At 51.6% G+C, this 21,998-nt stretch carries 19 protein-coding genes; 11 read left to right on the forward strand and 8 right to left on the reverse strand.

Going from position 1 to position 21,998, the window contains the following annotated elements; all coding sequences use genetic code 11:
- Positions 1-31: 31 nt before the first annotated feature.
- The 4 genes from MKA69_RS04950 to rarD form a co-directional block, all read right to left on the reverse strand.
- A complete protein-coding gene (locus MKA69_RS04950) occupies positions 32-700 on the reverse strand; it encodes a LysE family translocator (protein ID WP_305847598.1) in 669 nt (222 codons plus the stop codon).
- Between the two features lie 74 nt (positions 701-774).
- Complete coding sequence (locus MKA69_RS04955) at positions 775-1,578, reverse strand: AraC family transcriptional regulator (RefSeq protein ID WP_000381934.1); 804 nt, start codon at positions 1,576-1,578, stop codon at positions 775-777.
- 156 nt (positions 1,579-1,734) lie between these two features.
- Positions 1,735-3,489, reverse strand: a complete 1,755-nt coding sequence (gene ggt / locus MKA69_RS04960; RefSeq protein ID WP_305847599.1) for a gamma-glutamyltransferase — start codon at positions 3,487-3,489, stop codon at positions 1,735-1,737.
- Between the two features lie 173 nt (positions 3,490-3,662).
- Positions 3,663-4,565: an EamA family transporter RarD gene (gene rarD / locus MKA69_RS04965; protein ID WP_305847600.1), complete on the reverse strand. Its 903-nt coding sequence runs from the start codon at positions 4,563-4,565 to the stop codon at positions 3,663-3,665.
- A 166-nt stretch (positions 4,566-4,731) separates the two neighbouring features.
- Here rarD and recQ point away from each other — a divergent pair, with 166 nt between their 5' ends.
- The 3 genes from recQ to MKA69_RS04980 all read left to right on the forward strand — a co-directional run bounded on the left by recQ (position 4,732) and on the right by MKA69_RS04980 (position 7,392).
- Positions 4,732-6,567, forward strand: a complete 1,836-nt coding sequence (gene recQ / locus MKA69_RS04970) for an ATP-dependent DNA helicase RecQ (RefSeq protein WP_305848225.1) — start codon at positions 4,732-4,734, stop codon at positions 6,565-6,567.
- On the forward strand, positions 6,560-6,859 hold the full coding sequence (locus MKA69_RS04975; protein WP_158120172.1) for a DUF3630 family protein: 300 nt from the start codon (positions 6,560-6,562) through the stop codon (positions 6,857-6,859). Before recQ ends, MKA69_RS04975 begins: the two co-directional genes overlap by 8 nt.
- 170 nt (positions 6,860-7,029) lie before the next feature.
- The gene (locus MKA69_RS04980) at positions 7,030-7,392 is read left to right on the forward strand and encodes a hypothetical protein (protein WP_001235441.1); all 363 of its coding nucleotides are present in this window, start codon (positions 7,030-7,032) and stop codon (positions 7,390-7,392) included.
- A gap of 37 nt (positions 7,393-7,429) precedes the next feature.
- On the opposite strand, the gene MKA69_RS04985 is transcribed toward MKA69_RS04980, so the two are convergent.
- Complete coding sequence (locus MKA69_RS04985) at positions 7,430-9,259, reverse strand: ABC transporter ATP-binding protein (RefSeq protein WP_305847601.1); 1,830 nt, start codon at positions 9,257-9,259, stop codon at positions 7,430-7,432.
- A 134-nt stretch (positions 9,260-9,393) separates the two neighbouring features.
- Between MKA69_RS04985 and fhuA the strand changes: the two genes are divergently transcribed.
- From fhuA to fhuB, 4 genes are all read left to right on the forward strand, one after another.
- Complete coding sequence (gene fhuA / locus MKA69_RS04990; RefSeq protein WP_305847602.1) at positions 9,394-11,493, forward strand: TonB-dependent siderophore receptor FhuA; 2,100 nt, start codon at positions 9,394-9,396, stop codon at positions 11,491-11,493.
- A gap of 130 nt (positions 11,494-11,623) precedes the next feature.
- A complete protein-coding gene (locus tag MKA69_RS04995) occupies positions 11,624-12,409 on the forward strand; it encodes an ABC transporter ATP-binding protein (protein WP_114717290.1) in 786 nt (261 codons plus the stop codon).
- Entirely contained in the window at positions 12,400-13,359 is a 960-nt protein-coding gene (locus MKA69_RS05000; RefSeq protein WP_305847603.1) for an iron-siderophore ABC transporter substrate-binding protein, read from the forward strand. The genes MKA69_RS04995 and MKA69_RS05000 overlap by 10 nt, the downstream gene beginning before the upstream one ends.
- A complete protein-coding gene (fhuB, locus tag MKA69_RS05005) occupies positions 13,356-15,317 on the forward strand; it encodes a Fe(3+)-hydroxamate ABC transporter permease FhuB (RefSeq protein WP_305847604.1) in 1,962 nt (653 codons plus the stop codon). The genes MKA69_RS05000 and fhuB overlap by 4 nt, the downstream gene beginning before the upstream one ends.
- Before the next feature lie 26 nt (positions 15,318-15,343).
- Here fhuB and MKA69_RS05010 read toward each other — a convergent pair whose 3' ends face one another.
- Positions 15,344-16,192, reverse strand: a complete 849-nt coding sequence (locus tag MKA69_RS05010; RefSeq protein WP_305847605.1) for a MurR/RpiR family transcriptional regulator — start codon at positions 16,190-16,192, stop codon at positions 15,344-15,346.
- A 230-nt stretch (positions 16,193-16,422) separates the two neighbouring features.
- Here MKA69_RS05010 and murQ point away from each other — a divergent pair, with 230 nt between their 5' ends.
- Positions 16,423-17,325, forward strand: a complete 903-nt coding sequence (gene murQ, locus MKA69_RS05015; protein WP_032478912.1) for an N-acetylmuramic acid 6-phosphate etherase — start codon at positions 16,423-16,425, stop codon at positions 17,323-17,325.
- A gap of 23 nt (positions 17,326-17,348) precedes the next feature.
- On the forward strand, positions 17,349-18,794 hold the full coding sequence (murP, locus tag MKA69_RS05020; RefSeq protein ID WP_305847606.1) for a PTS N-acetylmuramic acid transporter subunit IIBC: 1,446 nt from the start codon (positions 17,349-17,351) through the stop codon (positions 18,792-18,794).
- A gap of 84 nt (positions 18,795-18,878) precedes the next feature.
- Here murP and MKA69_RS05025 read toward each other — a convergent pair whose 3' ends face one another.
- Together MKA69_RS05025 and MKA69_RS05030 are read right to left on the reverse strand one after the other, a co-directional pair.
- Positions 18,879-19,367: a TIGR00645 family protein gene (locus tag MKA69_RS05025; RefSeq protein WP_305847607.1), complete on the reverse strand. Its 489-nt coding sequence runs from the start codon at positions 19,365-19,367 to the stop codon at positions 18,879-18,881.
- Positions 19,368-19,433: 66 nt separating this feature from the next.
- Entirely contained in the window at positions 19,434-20,300 is an 867-nt protein-coding gene (locus MKA69_RS05030) for a YicC/YloC family endoribonuclease (RefSeq protein WP_055064641.1), read from the reverse strand.
- A gap of 163 nt (positions 20,301-20,463) precedes the next feature.
- Between MKA69_RS05030 and rph the strand changes: the two genes are divergently transcribed.
- Together rph and pyrE are read left to right on the forward strand one after the other, a co-directional pair.
- Positions 20,464-21,180 carry a ribonuclease PH gene (rph, locus tag MKA69_RS05035; RefSeq protein ID WP_071192486.1) on the forward strand — a complete coding sequence of 239 codons (717 nt, stop codon included), beginning with the start codon at positions 20,464-20,466 and terminating at the stop codon, positions 21,178-21,180.
- A gap of 125 nt (positions 21,181-21,305) precedes the next feature.
- Entirely contained in the window at positions 21,306-21,947 is a 642-nt protein-coding gene (gene pyrE / locus MKA69_RS05040) for an orotate phosphoribosyltransferase (RefSeq protein WP_055033895.1), read from the forward strand.
- Positions 21,948-21,998: the final 51 nt, after the last annotated feature.

Raw genomic sequence — 21,998 nt, forward strand, 5'->3', positions numbered from 1 at the left:
ATCTCGCACAGCATGATCGGCCAAAGTCGGATCATAGCCATCCGAAGGTTTGTGCTATAGCGCGGCTTGCTTGCCATAAAATCACGCCACCGGCCAAGATAAACACCGCAGCGCATATGCTATCGACGGATCGCGTAATGCGCTGCATACGTTGTTGCATGGCAGACGTGGTGAGCAGCCAAGCTAAACAGGAGAACCAAGTTAGGGATAAGCCAACCAAAATCAGGGCGGCACTCACCTTGCCAGACACGGACATGCTGGCTGGGATCAGGCTAGATAACAGGCTGACAAAAAACACGAGAGCTTTGGGATTCAAGAGATTGGTCATCATGCCTTTTGTGAAGGCTTGACGGCGGTTGCCGAGAATGGAGAGCGCAGGGCTGTGCGTCGGTGTGCTGGCGTTTTTTTGCGCCATCACTGATTGCAAAGCGCCGACCCCCAGATAAAGCAAGTAGCTGCCGCCAGCCAGTTGTAACAGGTTAAACGGCATTGGCTGCTGTTTGACTAAGTAGCTAATGCCGGTCAGGCTCAAAATCAAATGGACTAAAATGCCGCATGACAAACCTAACGCGATCATCACGCCAGTTTTACGCCCGTGCTGTGTGGCGTTTTGCACCACTAAGGCGACATCAGGGCCCGGGCTTAATAAGGCAATAAAATGCACACCGGCTAAGGTGGCTAAAATGGACATTTCGTTCATGCTTTCTCCTCACATTATTCACCCAGTATGCCGCGCGGCGAGCGCGAGGAGCTTGTAAATTTTTGACAGCGTGGTTAAGAAAAGCGAGTGATCAAAGAAGGCGAAAGGCCATAAGTGGCTTTGAAGGCTTTACTGAAATGGGCCTGATCGTAAAAGCCGACCTGATACGCGACATCTGTGCCTGGTTTGCCACTTTGCAGCAGTTTCATTGCTTGCTCTAGGCGTAGCCGTCGTAACCAAGCGTAAGGCGTGAGCCCCGTTTGCGCTTTAAAATGGCGCTGAAATTGAGTTGGGGAGAGTTGGCACAATTGCGCTAACTGTTCGAGCCGGATCGGTTGGTCAAGCTGGCTGAGTACCCACTCTTTGAGTAGGGCGAGATTGTGTTGGCCAAGCGGTTTGACGGTGGGTTGTTTTAGGTAGCTATAACGCTCAAGCAGCGGAGCAAAGCCTTGATAAGGTAAGCAATCTTTGGCGAGCTGGCTGAGGTTGTCCTGTCGCAGCAAATGGTGAAGTTGCTGCAAGGAGTGAAATAGGGTCGGGTCTTGTACAATCAACTGCTCAAAGCCGATCACTTGCTCAATCTGGTTGGCTTCGAGCGTCTGCTGTAACCATTCAGGTTCAATGGAGAACACTTGTACTTGATAGCCCGTATTACTGTGCGCGTGGCCATCATGCAATTCATCGGGTGACATCAGTACCACACCACCTTGTCCCACTTGATGCCAAGCCCCTTGGTGATAAAAACGTTGTACACCTTGGGTGATGAGACCGATATGGATATCCAGATGATAGTGACGCTCAAACGCAAACTGGCGATAGTCGGCTTCAATCAGACTGATCGCGGGGTAAGCGCTGGGGCGATAATTCACTGTATCCATAGAGACCAAAAAGTAGGCTAAGTTACCAAAATCTTAAGCGGTGAGTCAGAGCTTGTCTTGTAAAAAATGATCAGTGCCTCTGCGCGTGGGTGGGAAAAATGAGGTACGAGTAAAAAATGATGGACAGACTCTGCCCATCACTTTTTGAGTTAACGCTTACTCGCCGATGGCGACGCCTTCACGGCGAGGGTCAGCGGTTCCCTCAAGACCTTGCGCGGTAATACGAATGGCGTGCAGACCTGAGTTGAGCTCTTTGATCCCTACTTTTGCTCCCAAGCTTTCCAGCGCGGGCTTGAACTGCTCGGCGGAGGTGCCTTGTTCGAGCTCGATTTCGCCAAAACGATTCAGCACATGCGGTTGATTGATCGCGGCTTGAATGTCCATATCCCATTGAATGTGCGCAATCAGAGCTTGCGCCACATAGCCAATAATTCGGCTGCCACCGGGTGAGCCAATCGCCAGATAGGGTTGGTTATCCTGCAAGACAATGGTCGGTGCCATTGAAGAGCGTGGGCGTTTGCCCGGCTCTAGGCGATTGGCAATCGGGCGACCTTCACTTTGCGTGGCAAACGAAAAATCGGTCAGTTCGTTGTTGAGTAAAAAGCCGCGCACCAACAAGCGTGAGCCGAACGCGTTTTCGATCGAGGTGGTGAAGGAAACCACGTTGCCTTCACGGTCAACAATGTTGAAGTGGCTGGTGGAGGGCAGTTCTATCGACTGATCGGGGCTGCGTAGCTGCGCATGATGCCAAGGCGGATTGCCTGCTGGCGCACTGGTCAGCGCTTTGCCGGGTTGGATCAGTTTAGCGCGCTCGGCCAGATAGGCTTTATCCAATAAGCCTTGGGTCGGAACGGGCACATAATCTTGATCGGCCATGTACAAGCCGCGATCGGCAAACGCCAGTTGTGAGGCATCACCCAACACTTGCCATGATTTCACATCCTGCGCGCCCCAACCTTTAAGATCGTACTGCTCGGTGAGGGCGAGAATTTGTCCCACTGTCAGACCGCCTGAGCTGGGTAACCCCATGCCGCAGACTTGGTAAGTTTGGTAAGCCGCGCACACGGGCGCACGCTGTTTGACTTGGTACGTATCAAAATCTTGCTGAGCGAGCACACCGGGATTGCCCGGCGCATTTTGCACCGTGGCGATGATGTCTTTGGCAATGTCACCTTGATAGAAGGCGGAGGCGCCTTGCTGTGCGATGGCTCTGAGAGTGGCGGCGTAGTCCGGGTTTTTCAGTAAAGTGCCGGCTGTGAGGGGGTCACCTTGTGCATCAAAGAAATAGGCTTTGGTGGCAGGAAAACGGCCTAAACGCTCTTTATCTTCCGCAATTAATGCTGCGAGGCGAGGACTTACCTCAAAGCCTTGCTCGGCGAGTTTGGCGACAGGTTCAATCAAGCGCGCCCATTCCAGCTTGCCGTATTGACGATGGGTTTCCCACAACAGTTTGACCGTGCCGGGAGTACCAACCGAGCGACCGCCGACCACGGCATCGTAAAATTTCATTGGCTGACCTGTACTATCTAAAAATAGTTCAGGTGTGGCGTTGAGTGGCGCGGTTTCGCGGCCATCGAACGTAGTGAGCGCTTTTTTCTTGGCATCCCAGTAGACCAAAAACGATCCACCGCCAATGCCGGATGATTGCGGCTCAACCAAGCCCAGCATCAGTTGCGTAGCTACCATCGCATCTATCGCATTACCGCCTTGGCGTAAAATCGAAGCCCCCGCTTCGCTCGCCAGTGGGTTAGCTGCGGTCACCATCCAGTTTTTGGCTTTGACTAACGGTTTGTGCTCAAAGCCAGTGGCTTGTTCTGGCGCAACCGCATCGGTGGCTTGATTCGGGGTGGCTTGTGCAGCTATCGCAAACATCAGCGCAGAAAGCGCCAAGGGGGTATGAGTCCAATTCATGCCCATCTCCATTTTCGTTGTTATGAAGATGTCATGTTAACGGTGGGTTAAAGAGTTGTTCTAGCAGGTTGTTGGCTAAATCGCCGATTTATGCAGCAATGTCTCAGGATTGAACGAGTTAGAGGAGATGGAATTGAGAGGTAAGCAAGGGATTACTTACCTCGGTGCGTGAACTAACGTGTACGCCGTGCGGCATGTCCTGCTTTTAAACCATCAAAACTGAAGATGAGGAGTGCGCCCCAAATAAAAGCAAAGGTAATGGCTTTATCGCTGGTGAAAGCCTCGCCATACACCAGGACTGCCAGTAAAAACATCAAACTTGGGCCAATGTATTGGAAAAAGCCTAAGGTAGACAGTTTGAGGTGTGCTGCGGCGCCGGTAAAGCACAGCAGAGGCAAGGTAGTGACGGCTCCTGCGGAGATCAGCAGTAGGTTAAGTTGCCAACCATTGAGTAGCAGATTACTGGTGGTACTGTCAGCAAACCAAAACAGATAAATCGCCGCAGCCGGCAGCATAAATAGGGTTTCAAGGAACAAGCCCGTTTGAGCGTCGACTTGGATCTTTTTACGCAGCAGACCATAAAAGCCAAAGCTGGTGGCAAGGGCAATCGCCACAATTGGCACTGAGCCAAACACCACCAACTGAATACCCACCCCAATGGCGGCAAGCGCGACCGCAAACCACTGCAATTTGCGCAAGCGCTCCCCTAAAAACAGCATGCCGAGCAGCACGTTGAGTAGCGGATTAATGTAGTAGCCTAAACTGGCATCCAGCATATGGTTAGCGTTGATAGACCAGATAAAAATCAACCAGTTACCCCCTACGAGCAAGGCGGTGAGCAACAGCAGCCAAAATTTGCGCGGAGTTTGCACTACTCCCACCACGTTGCGCCAACGGCGACCAAGGTGAATGAGTATGGCAAGTAATACAAATGACCACAGAACACGGTGACTGAGGATTTCTGGTGCGGATACGGCGCCAAGTGCTTTGAAGTAAATCGGTGCCACACCCCACATGGTGTAAGCGCTGATGGCGAGCAGAATACCTTTTTTAGCGTTGTGTTGGTCAGGCGTCATGGATGATTTCTCTGGCTATCGTTATGACCGCGTCGGCCGCGGAGGGATCGGAGTATAACCTGAGAATCACAACCTGTACGTATTTTGCGGTTTTATTCACCGAGTAACCCCTCTACAATAGCCAGCTTGTTGGCGACCCATGACTCTTACTTTGCACTCTATCGATATGACCGCGACTTTAATGGCTGAATCTTCCGCTCTCCCTGCCACTCCTGAACGTGTATTGCACGAGGTGTTTGGTTATCAGCAATTTCGCGTTGGTCAGCAAGAGGTGATTGAGGCGGCGCTGGCTGGGCGTGATAGCTTGGTCATTATGCCGACTGGTGGTGGTAAGTCGCTCTGTTACCAGATCCCTGCTTTGGTATTAGAAGGGGTCACCTTAGTGATTTCTCCCCTGATTTCGCTGATGAAAGATCAGGTTGACCAGCTTAAAGCCAATGGTGTGGCGGCAGAGTGCGTGAATTCCACGTTGACGCGCGAGGAGCTGATCGCGATTTACAACCGCATGCACGCAGGGCAGCTCAAGCTGTTGTATGTGTCGCCAGAGCGGGTATTGACCGCCGAGTTTATCGAGCGTCTTAGCCATCTTCCTTTAGCTATGATTGCGGTCGATGAAGCGCACTGTATTTCGCAATGGGGACACGATTTTCGCCCTGAGTACGCTTCGTTAGGCCAGCTTAAGCAGCGTTTTCCCAATATCCCTGTGATGGCGCTGACTGCGACTGCGGATGACGCAACGCGTCACGACATTATGCAGCGTTTGCAGCTCAATGAGCCGCATCAGTATCTGGGCAGTTTTGATCGCCCGAATATTCGCTACATGCTGGTGGAAAAACATAAGCCGGTTTCGCAAGTGATCCGCTATTTGGAAACGCAGCGCGGGCAGTGCGGCATCATCTATTGTGGCAGCCGGAAAAAAGTCGAAATGCTCACTGAAAAACTGTGTGGCAACCACATTCGCGCCGCCAGTTACCATGCGGGGATGGACGCCGATGAGCGCGCTTGGGTGCAAGAAGCGTTTCAGCGTGATGACCTGCAAATTGTGGTGGCGACCGTGGCGTTTGGCATGGGGATTAATAAACCCAACGTGCGCTTTGTGGTGCATTTTGATATTCCACGCAACATTGAATCCTACTATCAGGAAACTGGCCGCGCAGGGCGTGATGGTCTGCCAGCTGAAGCCATGATGCTGTACGACCCTGCCGACATGAACTGGCTGCGCCGCATGCTGGATGAAAAGCCCGATGGCGCGCAAAAACAGGTCGAAAGCCACAAGCTCACCGCCATGGGCGCGTTTGCTGAAGCGCAAACTTGTCGCCGCCAAGTGTTGCTCAATTATTTTGGCGAATATCGCGATAAGCCATGTGGTAACTGCGATATCTGCCTCGACCCGCCCAAGCGTTTTGATGCCACGGAAGAGGCGCGCAAAGCGCTGTCGTGTGTCTATCGCGTCAATCAAAACTTCGGGATTGGCTATGTGGTGGAAGTGCTGCGCGGGATGCAGAACATCCGTATTCGCGAGCATGGCCACGACAAAATCACCACCTACGGCATCGGCCGCGATCACAGCCACGATTACTGGGTGAGTATTTTCCGCCAACTGATCCACAAAGGCATGCTCTACCAAAACATCACGCGTAACTCGACGTTGCAACTGACTGAAGAAGCGCGCCCTTTGCTGCGCGGTGAAATGAATATTGAGCTGGCGGTACCGCGTTTAGATACCGCGGCGCGCGCGGCGAAATCCGACAAATTGTCGGGCAAAAACTACGACAAAAAGCTGTTTGCCAAACTGCGTAAGCTGCGTAAATCGATCGCTGATGACGAAGGGTTACCACCGTATGTGGTGTTCAGTGATGCCACCTTGATTGATATGGCGGAGATCATGCCAACCTCTTATGGCGAAATGTTGGCGGTGAATGGGGTTGGGCAGCGCAAGCTGGAAAAATACGCCGACCCGTTTTTGGATCTGATTCAGGAGCATTTGACCTATCATGGCTGAGTTTGGTTTAGGTGACTATCTTGCCGCGGAAGGGCGCTTGATTGTGCGCGCCGAAAACTTCGATTTTGAGGCTTTTGCTGAAACCGCTTTGCGTTTGGTGAACTTACTTTCCGCTCGGGTGTTGGAAAAGCAGTGCGATGCGGATCTGCACACTTGGCTAATTGATTTTGAAGGCTGCCATTTACTGCTGCGCGGCGAGCATTACAGCCAATCATTGTGGCTGGAAAGCCTAACCGCAGGTCAGGGCGATGAGGAGCTGGCGTTTATTGCCAAGCTCTTGCAGCGCATCTAAGCCAGTAAAGTCGAGCGTTGTTCCATCGCGCGCAGTCTGTGCTTTCCTTTTATTTTTCGCCCCTTATGCTAAGACTCATGCACTTATGGGTTTTAGCACTTATGGTTTTTAGTGCCTATAGGTCTTAGCACTTACGGATAATCCACCTATGACCAATGGAGGAGAGGCGAATGCGTTTAGAGTCGATTCATCAAGAAGTCATCTCGTTTGAACGGTTTGTGTGGCGTTGCCTGCGCTATGCGTTGATTGCTTTATTGGTATTGCTCGTTGGTCTGCTGCCAGGGGTGATTGGCTTTATGTTGCTGGCAGAGCTGGCTGCTGCTCAAGCTTGGCTTAATGCACTCTCGATGGTGAGCGGCCTTGAGCTCCCTTATCCGGTGGCGGATTTCCACCAATCTGCGGCCTTACACCTCTTTTTGGCTTTTTATAGCTTATTCATTGAGACGGTGTTTTTTGTCTCCCTCGCTACGTTATTTGCCCCCGCTATTCACCGCGTGTTTCACCGCATGCACTGTGCCGAAGAGGCGCAGTAAAAAGCCCCTTGCGGGGCTTTATCATTGTTATCAAGAATTAGGCTTCGCCAATAAAACCGCCGGTCTGGTGCGCCCATAACTGGGCATAAATCCCTTTGTGCGCCAGTAGCTCTTGATGCGTGCCTTGCTCTACGATTTTCCCTTCATCCATCACAATCAGCCGATCCATCGCGGCAATCGTCGATAAACGGTGCGCAATCGCAATCACGGTTTTGCCTGCCATCAGAGTGTGCAGATTCTCTTGAATGGCCGATTCCACTTCAGAATCGAGTGCGGAAGTTGCTTCGTCCATGATTAAGATGGGCGCGTTTTTCAGGAGCACACGTGCGATCGCAATACGTTGACGTTGGCCGCCAGACAGTTTCACGCCACGTTCACCGACTTGAACATCATACCCAGTGCGGCCTTGTTCATCTTGCAACTCATGAATGAAATCATGAGCATGCGCTTGGCGAGCGGCTTCTTCGATAGCGGCTTGATCGGCATCCGGGTCGCCGTACAAAATGTTATCGCGGATCGAGCGGTGCAGCAGTGAAGTATCTTGGGTGATCATGCCGATATGGCGGCGCAACGACTCTTGGCTGACATGGCTAATGTCTTGCCCATCAATTCGAATCTGACCGCTTTGCACATCATAAAAACGCAGCAGTAGATTGACTAACGTGGATTTGCCAGCGCCAGAGCGGCCGACAATGCCGACTTTCTCTCCGGCTTGAATCACTAAGTTGAGATCGTCAAACACGGTTTTTTGCGCGCTGTAACCAAAACGAACTTGCGAGAAGCTCAGCTCACCAAATTTCACTTGGAGCGATTTTGCTTGTGGGCGATCCTCAATTTCCACTGGGTTCGCTATGGTGTTCATGCTGTCAATCACGGTGCCAACGCTTTCAAACAGAGCGCGAATTTCCCACATGATCCACTTTGACATGCCTTGCATGCGCAGCGCGATGGTAATGCCAATTGCGATCACCCCGACGGTGACCGTTTCCGCGAGCCATAACTGGATCGAGAGGGCTGCAATGCTAAACAGCAACAGATAGTTGATCAGATCCACACTGTAGAGAAGCGAGGTTAAGGTACGCATCTGGCGGTAAACCGTGTGTAGAAACTGCTGCATGCCCGATTTTGCGTAGGTGGTTTCGCGTTGAGAGTGGGAGAACAGTTTTACGGTGGTGATGTTGGTGTAGGTATCAACAATCCGCCCGGTCATTTGCGATTGTGCGTTGGCTTGATCGGTCGAAATGGTTTTTAGGCGGGGTACGAAGTAGACCTGAATCGCGATATAGAAGAGCAGCCAAACGAGGATCGGCACCACCAAAACTTTGTCAGCCTCGGCAATCATCACCAGCATCGACACCATATACACCGCGATATAGACCGACAGATCGACCAATTTCAGCACCGTTTCGCGCACGCTATTCGCATTTTGCATCACTTTTGTCGCAACGCGCCCAGCAAAATCACGTTGGAAGAAGCCGATACTTTGTTTGAGTAAATAGCGATGAGTCGACCAGCGGATCGACATCGGGTAGTTACCCAAAATGGTTTGATGCAGCAACATTGAGTGCACGAGTGCCAGAATCGGCATCACTACCAGTACCAGTGCCGCCATCGTCCACAGCCGTTCGCCATGCATTTCCCAAAACTGATGGCGCTCTTGAGTGCTGAGAATATCAACAATCTCCCCCATGTAACGCACGAGTGTGACTTCCGCCATCGCTACGCAGGCGCTGAGTAGCGACATCAATAACAGCGGTTTTTCAAAGCCTTGCGTGTAGTAACGACAGAAAGCAACCAAAGATTTAGGCGGTGTTTGCGGCTCTTGAGCCGGGAAAGGTTCGGTCAGTTTTTCAAACCATTGGAACATGAACAAGGTGCCTTAATGAACGTAATTGAGAAATATTCGCAATTTTTACTTTTTAATTAAGCTAATTATCACTAAAATTGCGTAAAATTAATACTAATAAAAACGATTCTCAAATCTATAGCAGAGGTTTTATTATGCACAATATTCGCCCGAGTCAGATCGGACAATACATTCGTCGTGCGCTTCGCTTGCACTTCATCCCTGTCGTTTTGGTTGCTGCACCAAGTGCAATGGCCAATACCGATCAAGAAACTCAGCAGTTAGAAACCTTAGTGGTGACCGCTTCAGCCTTGAAAGTGGAAACCCCCGCTCAAGAAACGCCAAAAGCGCTATCGATTGTCACTCAAGAAGAGATTGTGGCTCGCGCACCACAAAAATTGGATGAAGCGCTGCGCTATACCTCCGGCGTGACTGCTCAACCTTATGGCGCGGACAATGATACTGATTGGCTCAAAGTGCGTGGTTTTGATGCCGCAACCTACCAAGATGGCAGCCGCCTGTTCCGTGATGGTTACTACACGTGGTTGGTCGAGCCTTACGCTTTAGAGCGTATTGAAGTGCTGAAAGGCCCTGCTTCGATTTTGTATGGTGAGGCACCTCCGGGTGGGGTGGTCAATGCGGTGCAGAAGAAACCGACCGACATTCCACAAGGTGAGGTTGGCCTACAAGTGGGCAATGACGCGCTGCGCACCTTAACCTTAGACATCTCCGATTACGCGAATCAAGACGGTTCCGTGCGTTACCGTTTAGTCGCGTTGATGAAAGAGAATGATGGGCAGTTGAACGGTACGCAAACCAGCCGTAACTACCTTGCGCCCAGTCTCAGCATCGATATTTCTGAGCAAACCCGTTTAACCCTGTTGGCGAGCTTTTTGGAAGACAGCGGTGTACCGACTAACCCATTTTTCCCTGCGGCGGGCACCTTAATCGATTCCAACTTTGGTCATATCGATCCCTCCACCAACTTAGGGCAACCGGATTACGACAAGTATGAGCGTCGTCAGGTATCATTGGGTTACTTGTTCGAGCATGATCTTAATGATGTCTGGGCGCTGTCACAGACCTTCAATTACGGCGATAACGATCTCTATCTGCGCAGCAGCTACGCTTTCTCGAATGATGACCCAAGTAAAGACACATTAACGCAAGGCATTGTGTTCCGTGATGGTTCAACCGAAAGCTTGAGCTTAGATAACAAAGCGGTGGCGAAGTGGGATTCTGCCCGTGTTGAAAACACGCTGTTGATGGGCTTAGAGTTGCAACGCCACCAGACTCAAGGTGTTGAGTTAGATAACTACAGCTTTGGCACCATCAATCCGTTCAACCCAATTTATGGCAATTACACGCCTATCGATGAATCTTCCGCAGCGGATCGCACCATTACCAAAGAGCAAGCGAGCCTGTACGCGCAGTACCAAATCAAGCTGGATCAGCAGTGGATTGGTTTGATTGGCGGCCGTATGGATTGGGTCGATACTGAAAACGAAAGCCAAAAGAACGCGCAGCGTAAAAGCCGCAGCGATGCGGAGTTTTCATTCAATGCGGGTTTGATGTATCTGGCCAGCAATGGTGTATCACCTTACCTCAGCTATTCACAATCGTTTGATGTGCTCAGCACCATCGATAGCGCGACGGGTGAGTTGTATAAGCCACTGAAAGGCGAACAAACCGAGGTGGGTGTGAAGTATCAGCCAGAGTTTTATGATGGTTACATCAATCTGGCTTGGTTTGATATCACCCAACAAAATGCGCTGGTGACCAACCCAACGACTTTTGTGGCGACGCAAACGGGTGAAATGACCGCACAGGGCATTGAAGTCGAAAGCGTGGGGTATGTTACCGATAGCCTCAAACTGACCGCCAGCTACACCTTCACGGATGCCAAAACCGATGAAACGGGTGACAAGGGCACACAACAAGCCGGTTTGATCCCGAAACATCAAGCGTCAGCATGGCTGGATTACGATGCGGCGCAGCTTGGCCTACAAGGTTGGACGTTTGGCTCCGGCGTACGTTATGTCGGGGAGTCAAAAGATAACCCGCGTTCGAGCGATCGTACGGTGCCGAGTGTAACCTTGGTGGATCTGATGGCGGGCTATGAAATCACGGAAAACTGGCAAGCGCAGCTCAACATCAACAACCTGTTTGATCGCGAGTTCGTTTCTGGGTGTGATTACTGGTGTTACTACGGCCAATCACGCAGCGCGGTGCTCAGTGCCAACTATCGCTGGTAATCGGCAATTGTTGTGAACTTGCCGTTTGGGGTAGCCAATTATCCGTATTCTTGGATGATTGGCTGCCAGACAACTCCCGCTTCTGGCGGGATTTGTTGTTTTTATTGAATGCCAATTATTAGGGGGATCAATGTTTCAGTTAGCTGATATTCAAATGGTTCGCGGTGGGCGCACCATTTTGGCGATCGATCATTTGACCATTCCGACCCATGAGCTGACAGTCGTGCTCGGTCACAACGGTTCCGGCAAATCCACCTTAGTCAGTTTACTGTCGGGCCAACAGTCGCCCGATAATGGTCAAGTGACCCTCAATGGTCAATCACTCTCATCACTGCCGAGTAAAACCCTCGCCAAAGCCGTGGCCTTTTTGCCGCAGAAATTGCCGACCAGCGCTGGATTAACCGTGCGTGAGTTGGTGCGTTTAGGGCGCTTTCCGTGGCGCGGCACCTTGGGTCGTTGGCGCAAGGAAGATGAGCTGATTATCGATGCGGCACTTGAAAAAACGGGTGTGAGTGGTTTTGCGCATAACTTGGCGGATGAGCTTTCCGGCGGTGAGCGTCAACGCGCTTGGGTGGCGATGCTGCTTGCGCAGCAATCTCCGGTGTTGATTTTGGATGAGCCGACGTCGGCGCTTGATGTGCATCACCAATATCAATTGATGGCGCTGCTGGCCGAGCTCAATCAAACCCAAGGCGTGGGTATTATCGTGATTTTGCATGATCTCAATTTGGCGCTGCGCTACGCGACCCACATTGTGGCGCTTAAGCAGGGGCAGATCGCCTTTGAAGGCGGTGCTGAATTGTTGCTCGATGAGCAGCGGTTGTCGGATCTGTATCACTCACCGATCCGTTTGATTGATCACCCGAATCCCATTTCCCACTCTTCTACTAATAAGGTTGCGATCGTATGTGCTTGATGAGTCTATGGAATGTTCGTCTGCGGAACATTGGCCGACCAAAGGCCGTTTTTGTCTGGCTTGCCGCGCTTTGTCTATTCGCACTGCCCGTGCAAGCACAAATTGTGCTGACGGATAGCCAAGGGACGCACACTTTTGCTGAGGTTCCACAGCGAGTGGTGGTGCTGAACTGGGATCTGCTTGAACAAGTGCTTGAACTGGGCATTCAGCCCGTTGGCGCGCCGGAATTGAGTTCTTACGTGCAGTGGGTTGTGCAACCCGAGGTGCCAAGTTCGGTGCAAGATATTGGCACTCGTACTGAGCCGAATTTAGAGAAAATCGCCGCACTTAAACCGGATGTCATTTTAGCCGCAGGGCCGCAACAAGATTTGCTGGCCACCTTAGGGCGCATCGCGCCAGTGGTGTATCTACCCAATTTTTCCGAGCAAGATAACGCCGCCCAAGTGGCGATTAGCCACTTTAAAACCTTAGCCACCTTGTTTGGTAAAGAGGCGGTGGCGCAGCAAAAACTGGAGGCGATGTATGCCCGTTTTGCTGAGCTGAAAGCTTCGCTACAGCACGCCTTTGGTGACACTTTACCTGCGGTGGTGACGCTGCGTTTTGCCAACCCAACCTCGGTGTTTTTGTATACCGAAAACTCCACGCCGCAATATGTGCTAGAACAGCTCGGTTTATCGTCAGCGCTGCCGCAGCCGCCGAAAGAGTGGGGCATAGTGCAAAAACGCTTGAGTGAGTTGCAACACGTTGAGCAAGGGTATGTGCTCTATTTCTTGCCGTTTGCGGAAGAGAAAAAAGTGCAAAAATCTGTGCTGTGGCGAGCGATGCCGTTTGTGCAGGCGGGGCGTGTCAATTCCGTGCGTTCCGTGTGGAGCTATGGCGGGGCGATGTCGCTGCGTTATAGCGCAGAAGCGATCACCGAAAGCTTGCTGGCGGTGGCACCACAATCATGAGTGTGCTGCGTTTAACTGGTTTGGGGGCGCTGACTCTGCTGTTGGCGCTGGTGAGTGTGCAGTGGGGGCACAGTTTAACCCTCAATGAGCAGTGGCAACTGGTGCTCGGTAATCAAGCCGCGCAAAGTTTCGCGCAGGTGAATTTTATCTACGCGCAGCTACCCCGTGCGGTGATGGCCATAGTGGTGGGCGCGGTGCTTGGGTTGGTGGGCAGCTTGATGCAGCAGTTGACCCAAAACCGACTCACCTCACCGCTGACGTTGGGAACCTCATCCGGTGCTTGGTTGGGGCTGATTATCGTCAATATCTGGTTCAGTGATTGGGTGGCCGATTACAGCGCATTGGCTGCGATGGCCGGAGCGCTGCTCGCTTTCGCACTGATAATCTCGATTGCGGGGCTACGCAATCTCACCGGATTACCGCTAGTGGTTTCCGGCATGGTAGTGAACATTTTGTTAGGTTCGATTGCCACGGCCTTGGTACTGCTGAACGAAGAGTTCGCCCAGAATGTATTTATGTGGGGCGCCGGTGATTTAGCGCAAAACGGCTGGGAGTGGCTCACTTGGTTGCTGCCGCGTTTGGCTTTGGTGTTCCCGTTACTGCTGTTTGCACCGCGAGTGCTGACTTTGCTTCGGCTCGGCCATGAAGGGGCGGCGGCGCGTGGTTTAGCGGTATTGCCTGCTTTCTTGTTTCTGATGGCGGGTGGGATTTGGTTGGTATCCGCATCGATTACTGCGGTTGGGGTGATCGGTTTTATCGGTTTATTAACGCCGAATATTACCCGTTCACTAGGGGCGCGCACCCCAAAAATGGAGTTGTACAGCAGCGCACTGCTTGGCGCGTTGTTGCTGCTTGCCACTGACATGCTCGCCATGGGTCTGAGCGTGTGGGCGGAGGAAGTTGTGCCTAGCGGCATTACCGCCGCCGTGATTGGTGCTCCGGCGCTGATCTGGTTTAGTCGTCGCCAGCTCCAAGCGCAGGATTCGCTCTCTATCTCCTTGTCTCCACATCGCCGTTCGCCTTCTCGATGGGCGGTGATGCTCATTGCAGCGGCTTTATTTTTGGCTCTGGGTTTACATATTGGTTGGCAGATGGAAAGTGCAAGCTGGGCGCTGCCGAGTGAGTTTCAATGGCCGCTTCGTTGGCCGCGTATGCTCACCGCGCTGTTTGCTGGGGTGGGATTGGCGATCGCGGGAACGTTACTGCAACGGCTGATTTATAACCCGTTAGCCAGCCCTGATATTTTGGGCGTCTCTTCGGGGGCTACGTTTGCCTTGGTGTTTGCTAGCTTGTTTTTAGGGCAAAGTTTGCAGAGCACCCACTGGATGACGGCGCTGCTTGGCAGCGCTGCGGTATTGGTGGTGCTGTTGCTGCTTGGACGTCGCCATCATTACGCGCCTGCTAGCCTGATTTTGACTGGGATTGCCATCACCGCACTGTTGGAAGCTTTAGTGCAATTTACCTTGGCTAAAGGAACGGGCGACAGCTATCAGATTTTGCTGTGGCTATCGGGCTCAACTTATCGTGTCACGGGCGAGCAAGCTTTGCTGCTCAGCGTGGGTGTGGTGGGGTTAACACTGTTGGCGCTTGGCTTGTCCCGTTGGCTTACCTTGATCTCGATTGGGCGTGGTTTTGCTACTGCTCGCGGCTTGAGTGCAAGTCGCGCCAGCTTAGTTTTGCTGATCTTGGTCGCGCTGTTGTGCGCTTTGGTGACCGCGACCATGGGGCCCGTCAGCTTTGTCGGTTTGATTGCGCCTCACATGGCGATGATGCTCGGGGCGCAGCGTGCGTCATCTCAACTTCTGCTTGCCGCCTTGGTGGGCGGCACTTTGATGTTGTGGGCAGACTGGTTGGGGCAAGCCTTGTTATTCCCCGCGCAAATTGCCGCAGGCACGCTAGTGGCAATCATTGGTGGCAGCTATTTCCTGCTGCTGTTACTCAGTCAGCGTGCACGCTAACCCCTCAGTTGAGAGGCGCTCGCCTCTCAACGCATCTGGCGAATGTCGGAAGAAATGTCATCGAGCAACTGCCGCGCGGACGTTTCACGCTGCTGAGTGAGGGTGAGAAAAATCAGGTCGGTCAGCACGTTTTGCGCGGTACGCGAAGCAATCGCAGAGCTGCGGTACTGCGTTTCATCGGCAATCGTATCCAGTGCCAGATCGGCTATCTCACGTAAGCGATTTTTGTTCGGTGTAGTTAGGGCAATCACTTTCGCGCCTTGCTGTTTGGCCGCTTCCGCTGCAATCAGAATTTCGCGCTTTTCTCCGGAAAATGAAATTGCAATCAGCACATCTTGGCTATGTAAGGTGCGAGCGGTCGCGATCTGCACATGGCTATCTTGCTCCGTGAGCGCGGTAATGCCGAGCTTGAGCAGCTTAAATGCGAGATCTTTGGCGACCAGCGCTGAGCCACCAATCCCGATGATCTGTACCCGCACCGCTTGCTGAATCCAGCTGATCGCCTCACTAAACTCATCCAAACGCAGGGCATTGGTCGTGTGAAACATCGCTTCGGTTTTGGTTTGCACCAGTTTTTGGGCAATTACGGCGACGGGGTCATCGGCCAAGATGTTGCTGTGTAAAGGCTGGTTGACCATGACTTGTTTACGTCCCAGCTCTTCGGTGAGGGCGAGTTTAAATTCGCTGTAGCCTTTAAAACCAAGCCGTTGGGTAAATTTGACTATGCTCGATTGGCTCACATTGGCCCACGCGGCCAAATCTTGGCTGGTCATCGCTGCCGCCTGCGCCGCATTGGCGAGAACCCAATCACCAATCTGGCGGCCACTCTCGGAAAGTTGGGTGCGACGGCTGACGATGCGTTGTAGTACGGACATTTTTTACACTCCTTATGAATAAATTATTCCATTGTAGGAATAATGCCTGCCACGCTTCACTCTTTCTCAATCAATAGCTTCATGGTTGAACGTTTGTTTTTCTCGATGCTTTTCACGATTATTCCAAAAAACGCCTGCTTAAAGAATAACCTTAATTGTGATTCTTATCACCAAAATGGAATATTTTATTCCATAGAATCGCCTCAATTCGAAATTTGCCGAGAAGCCTTATGAAGATTGATTTAACCCGCTTAGTGACCGAAAGCCGTAATCCAGCCAGTGAACAGATTGATACCTTGTCCACGTTGGACATGCTGCAAGTGATCAACCAACAAGATCAGTTGGTCGCCTTGGCGGTCGCGCAAACCTTGCCACAAGTCGCGCAAGCGGTGGAAGCGATTACCGCTGCTTTTGCTCAAGGTGGACGCTTGATTTATATGGGCGCAGGCACGTCTGGTCGTTTAGGGATTCTGGATGCAAGTGAATGTCCACCGACTTATGGCAGTCAACCTGAGCAAGTGATTGGTCTGATTGCCGGTGGCCACACTGCGATTTTAAAAGCAGTCGAAAATGCGGAAGACAACCGCGAGCTAGGCCAAAGCGATCTCAAGTCCCTGAACCTTAATGAAAAGGATGTGCTGGTTGGCATCGCGGCCAGTGGCCGTACACCGTATGTGATTGCGGGAATGGAGTACGCACGCTCGGTCGGTGCCACCGTCGTGTCACTAGCGTGTAACCCGGGCTGCCCGATGGAGGCGTGCGCGGATATTGTGATTACCCCGGTAGTCGGTGCGGAAGTGGTTACGGGCTCATCACGTATGAAAGCGGGCACTGCGCAGAAACTGGTGCTCAATATGCTGACTACCGGCGCGATGATCAAAAGTGGCAAAGTGTTTGGCAACCTGATGGTGGATGTGGAAGCGACCAACGCCAAGCTCATCCAACGACAAACCAATATTGTGGTGGAAGCGACGGGTGTGAGTGCTGAGCAAGCGGAAGCGGCATTGGCCGCGTGTGGTCGCCACTGTAAGACCGCCATTTTGATGATTTTGGGCGGTTTTAGCGCAGAGCAAGCCGCACAAAAACTGGCGCAGCACCAAGGCTTTATCCGCGCAGCGCTCAACCAAGAATAAACAGCAGAGAGAAGGAGCCGATGATGGCCAAAATAACCCAAACCATGATGGCACAAGTGCTGTCTCTGGTGGGCGGCAGTGGTAACGTCGCCAAATGTGGCAACTGCATGACTCGCTTGCGTTTAACGCTGAATAATTCTGCGCTCGCTGATCATGCGGCATTGAAAAAAATTTCCGGAGTGATGGGTGTGGTTGAAAGTGACGCGCAACTGCAGATCATCCTCGGTCCCGGTAAAGCACAAACGGCCGCGGATATGATGAATGCCTTGATTGAATCGGGCGACAACGTGGCAGCTGCAGTGAGCGAGGCGGATCTCTCCACGATTGCCGCGCAGCAGAAAAAGCAGATGAAGAGCAAGCAAACCAGTGCGGTACAACGCTTTTTGAGCAAGTTTGCCACCATTTTTACCCCGCTGATCCCCGGATTTATTGCCGCAGGCTTGCTGCTGGGCATTGCGACTCTGCTTGAGCAAATCTACGTGGTTGGCCAAACCCCGAGCGAGTTTATGCTCGATCTGGTGGCTTACCTCAAAGTGTTTGGCAAAGGGCTGTTTGCGTTTCTCAGCATCTTGATTGGCTATAACGCGCAGCAGGCATTTGGCGGCTCTGGCGTGAACGGAGCTATTCTGGCTTCGCTGTTTGTACTTGGTTATGACCCAGAAGCAACCAAAGGCATTTATTCGGGGATGAGTGAGTTCTTCGGCTTTGCAATTGACCCGCGTGGCAACATCATCGGGGTATTACTGGCGGCAATTTTAGGCGCGCAAGTGGAACGTAAAGTGCGTGAATACATGCCGGATGATTTGGATATGATCCTGACTTCGGTGGTGACTTTGCTGATCATGGGCGCGGTGACTTTCCTCATCATCATGCCTATCGGCGGTGAGCTGTTTAAAGGCATGTCATGGCTGTTTTTAAACCTCAACGATAACCCACTCGGTGCTGCTATCTTGGCTGGTTTGTTCTTAATCTCGGTGGTGTTTGGTATTCACCAAGGTTTTGTGCCGGTTTATTTCGCACTGATGGAAGCGCAAGGCTTTAACTCACTGTTCCCGATCCTTGCCATGGCAGGCGCTGGGCAAGTAGGTGCTTCACTGGCGCTGTACGCGAGAGCCAAAAAAGAGACCACGATTCGCACCCAAATTAAAGGGGCGATCATCCCGGGCATTCTCGGCATTGGTGAGCCACTGATTTATGGCGTGACGCTACCGCGGGTGAAACCTTTTGTCACTGCCTGTATTGGCGGTGCGGCAGGTGGCTTCTTTATCGGTCTCATCTCTTATTTGGGGTTGCCGGTTGGCCTTAATACCGTGTTTGGCCCATCCGGTGTGGTGGCGATTCCCCTGATGACTTCGGCCGAAGGTATTTTTGCGGGTATGGCGGTGTTTGTCGGTGGTTTGCTTATCTCTTATGGTATCGGTTTTATCACTACCTACTTCTTTGGCTGTAAAGACGTTGATCTAAGCTGATGGTGTTCCCTGTAGGTATCCCCCTCATCTCGCGGGGGATAGTAAAAGCGCCCTAAGGAGGGCGCTTTTTTTCTGGTAATCAGATTACTTCTTGGTGAGCTTATCCAAATAACCCATGGCAAACGCCGACAACACAAAAGTAATGTGCAGCAGCAAGTACCATTTGATTTTGTCACTGGCGATGTTTTCCGTATTCATAAACACTTTGAGCAGATGAATCGAAGAGATCGCCACAATCGAAGCGGAAACCTTGTTTTTCAGTGAGCTAGTATCTAGCTTGCCTAGCCAGCCGAGTTTATCCTCACCCTCATCGATATCGAGCTTAGACACGAAGTTTTCATAGCCCGAAAACATCACCATCACAATCAAACCGCCGACCAGTGACACATCAATCAACGAGAGCGCAATTAGGATCAAATCGACTTCTTTGATGGTAAAAATGTTTGGCAGTAGGTGGAAAATTTCTTGGAAGAATTTAATACCTAGCGCGAGCAGCAGCAGGCTTAAGCCAAGATAAATCGGCGCCATAATCCAACGTGCAGAGTAAAGAAGTTTTTCGATAAATCGTTCCATGGGTTTCCAATCAATAAGAGGTAAAGGACATTAGATAAAAGCCTCGAATCAACGAGGCTTTAAGGATTATTCGATATTTTGGATCTGCTCTCGCATCTGTTCGATAAGCACTTTTAGCTCCACGCCGGAGGCGGTGATATCGGTCGAGATGGATTTTGATGCTAGGGTGTTCGATTCACGGTTGAACTCTTGCATCATGAAATCGAGTTTACGACCACATGAGCCACCTTTTTTCAGTACTTCACGCGCTTCTTTGACATGAGAATCAAGGCGATCCAGCTCTTCAGCAACATCGGATTTCTGCGCCAGTAGGATAAGCTCTTGCTCTACACGGCTCGCATCGAGCTCGATTTTCGCTTCTTCAAACTTGCTGAATAGACGCTCGCGTTGCCATTCCAGAATTTCCGGCATGCGCGCACGCACTTTGACCACTTCGGCGCTGATCGCTTCCAAACGTTGCTCAATCAGCGCTTTCATGTTGTCGCCTTCACGACCACGCGCGGCGATAAATTCGTCCACGCCTTCATCAAACGCACTGAGTAGCGCTTGGTTGATGGCGTCCATATCTTGCTCTGGCGTTTCCATCACGCCCGGCCACTGCATCACTTGGAATGGGTTAATGCGGCTGAGTTCACCAGTCATGTGCATGATCTGGCTTGCCGCATTAATCACTTGCTGGGCGAGCCCTTCATTGATGGTGAGATGGCTTTGTGCGGCTGGATTCGCTTCAAAGCGCAAATGACACTCGATCTTACCGCGTGACAGGCGCTGACGAAAACGCTCGCGCAGCAGTGGTTCTAAACCACGGAACTGCTCTGGCAGGCGGAAGTACGTTTCTAAATAACGTTGGTTTACCGAGCGAATTTCCCACACGGCGCTGCCCCAATCGCCTTTGACTTCTTTGCGTGCGTACGCAGTCATGCTGTAAATCATCAGGATGTCCTTTGCTTTCATCTCTTTGTGACTGGCGCTAATAGTAGCAAAGCAGGTAGAACGGCGCTACCGTGCTGAATTCGTTAACCTAGCGCCTGTAGGGGCTTTGGGCTATAATCCCGCCCCAACTGAATTGATACAGCCACGAAAAGGTCGAGACCCTATGCGTCCAGATAACCGCGCTGCGGACCAAGTTCGCCCCATCAAAATCACCCGTCACTACACTGCGTACGCAGAAGGCTCGGTATTGGTGGAATTTGGCAACACCAAAGTGTTGTGTAATGCCAGCATTGAAGAAGGTGTGCCACGTTGGTTAAAAGGCCAAGGTAAAGGCTGGGTGACCGCGGAATACGGCATGTTGCCACGCGCAACCCATTCACGCACCCGCCGTGAAGCGACCAATGGTAAGCAAGGCGGCCGTACCATGGAAATTCAGCGTCTGATCGCGCGCAGCCTACGTGCAGTGGTAGATCTGGAAGCGATGAGCGAAATCATGATCACGGTCGATTGTGATGTGATTCAAGCCGATGGTGGTACACGTACCGCTTCGATTACCGGTGCAAGTGTCGCACTGGCCGATGCTTTTGCTCATTTGATGGCTAAAGGCCAACTGAAGAAGAACCCGATGAAAGGCCATGTGGCTGCGGTTTCGGTTGGTATCTTAGGTGAAGATGTGCTGTGCGATCTGGAATACGTTGAAGATTCTGCCGCTGATACGGATATGAACGTGGTCATGACCGAAGAAGGCAAGATGATTGAAATTCAAGGTACCGCGGAAGGTGAGCCGTTCAGTCATGAGCAGTTGCTGGAATTGTTGGCCGTGGCCAAAAAAGGCATTGCGGATATTGTCGCGGTGCAGAAGGCATCGTTATTAGATTGATCAAGTAGCTCCCAATTGGGGGCTATTTTTTTGCCATCATCTTTTTGCATAGGCGTGTTGATTTGTTCTCTCGCCAATATATTAGAAGATGAATTGTTCTTAAATCGTAAATTAGAGAAGATGTGATGAAAGCGTACCAGCGTGAATTTATTGAGTTTGCCCTAGAAAAACAGGTGCTGAAGTTTGGCGAATTTACTTTGAAATCAGGCCGTAAAAGTCCTTATTTCTTTAACGCTGGTCTGTTTAATACTGGCCGTGATTTAGCGCGCTTGGGTCGTTTTTATGCGGCAGCGTTAGTCGATTCTGGTATTGAGTTTGATGTGCTGTTTGGCCCTGCTTACAAAGGAATTCCGATTGCGACTACTACGGCGGTAGCGCTGGCGGATCACCACGATGTGGATACGCCTTATTGCTTTAATCGCAAAGAAGCCAAAAATCACGGCGAAGGCGGTAATCTGGTGGGCAGCAAGTTAGAGGGCCGCATTATGCTGGTGGATGATGTGATCACCGCCGGTACGGCGATTCGTGAATCGATGGAGCTTATCCAAGCCAACAAGGCTGATTTAGCTGGCGTGCTGGTCGCGATCGATCGCCAAGAGAAAGGCAAGGGTGAGCTGTCTGCGATTCAAGAAGTAGAGCGCGATTTCGGCTGTGCGGTGATTTCGATTGTGAGTTTGACCGATCTCATCACCTATCTTGAACAGCAAGGCGGTAATGCCGAGCATTTAGAAGCGGTCAAAGCGTACCGCGCGCAATACGGCATTTAAGCCAAAGATTAACGCGCAAATAGAAAACGAAAAACAGCCCCAATTGGGGCT

Source organism: Vibrio sp. AH4, from assembly GCF_030710545.1.
GTDB classification, from domain to species: Bacteria; Pseudomonadota; Gammaproteobacteria; order Enterobacterales; family Vibrionaceae; genus Vibrio; species Vibrio metoecus.

What these genes read in the sequence shown, in the direction of transcription:
- MKA69_RS05025 (WP_305847607.1), bottom strand. Translation starts at nt 19,367, where the DNA reads ATGGAACGATTTATCGAAAAACTTCTTTACTCTGCACGTTGGATTATG.
- MKA69_RS04980 (WP_001235441.1), top strand. Translation starts at nt 7,030, where the DNA reads ATGCGTTTAGAGTCGATTCATCAAGAAGTCATCTCGTTTGAACGGTTT.
- rarD (WP_305847600.1), bottom strand. Translation starts at nt 4,565, where the DNA reads ATGACGCCTGACCAACACAACGCTAAAAAAGGTATTCTGCTCGCCATC.
- MKA69_RS04975 (WP_158120172.1), top strand. Translation starts at nt 6,560, where the DNA reads ATGGCTGAGTTTGGTTTAGGTGACTATCTTGCCGCGGAAGGGCGCTTG.
- MKA69_RS04955 (WP_000381934.1), bottom strand. Translation starts at nt 1,578, where the DNA reads ATGGATACAGTGAATTATCGCCCCAGCGCTTACCCCGCGATCAGTCTG.
- MKA69_RS05030 (WP_055064641.1), bottom strand. Translation starts at nt 20,300, where the DNA reads ATGATTTACAGCATGACTGCGTACGCACGCAAAGAAGTCAAAGGCGAT.
- MKA69_RS04950 (WP_305847598.1), bottom strand. Translation starts at nt 700, where the DNA reads ATGAACGAAATGTCCATTTTAGCCACCTTAGCCGGTGTGCATTTTATT.
- MKA69_RS05000 (WP_305847603.1), top strand. Translation starts at nt 12,400, where the DNA reads ATGTGCTTGATGAGTCTATGGAATGTTCGTCTGCGGAACATTGGCCGA.
- MKA69_RS04985 (WP_305847601.1), bottom strand. Translation starts at nt 9,259, where the DNA reads ATGTTCCAATGGTTTGAAAAACTGACCGAACCTTTCCCGGCTCAAGAG.
- rph (WP_071192486.1), top strand. Translation starts at nt 20,464, where the DNA reads ATGCGTCCAGATAACCGCGCTGCGGACCAAGTTCGCCCCATCAAAATC.
- MKA69_RS04995 (WP_114717290.1), top strand. Translation starts at nt 11,624, where the DNA reads ATGTTTCAGTTAGCTGATATTCAAATGGTTCGCGGTGGGCGCACCATT.
- ggt (WP_305847599.1), bottom strand. Translation starts at nt 3,489, where the DNA reads ATGAATTGGACTCATACCCCCTTGGCGCTTTCTGCGCTGATGTTTGCG.
- MKA69_RS05010 (WP_305847605.1), bottom strand. Translation starts at nt 16,192, where the DNA reads ATGTCCGTACTACAACGCATCGTCAGCCGTCGCACCCAACTTTCCGAG.
- murP (WP_305847606.1), top strand. Translation starts at nt 17,349, where the DNA reads ATGGCCAAAATAACCCAAACCATGATGGCACAAGTGCTGTCTCTGGTG.
- murQ (WP_032478912.1), top strand. Translation starts at nt 16,423, where the DNA reads ATGAAGATTGATTTAACCCGCTTAGTGACCGAAAGCCGTAATCCAGCC.
- pyrE (WP_055033895.1), top strand. Translation starts at nt 21,306, where the DNA reads ATGAAAGCGTACCAGCGTGAATTTATTGAGTTTGCCCTAGAAAAACAG.
- recQ (WP_305848225.1), top strand. Translation starts at nt 4,732, where the DNA reads ATGACCGCGACTTTAATGGCTGAATCTTCCGCTCTCCCTGCCACTCCT.
- fhuB (WP_305847604.1), top strand. Translation starts at nt 13,356, where the DNA reads ATGAGTGTGCTGCGTTTAACTGGTTTGGGGGCGCTGACTCTGCTGTTG.
- fhuA (WP_305847602.1), top strand. Translation starts at nt 9,394, where the DNA reads ATGCACAATATTCGCCCGAGTCAGATCGGACAATACATTCGTCGTGCG.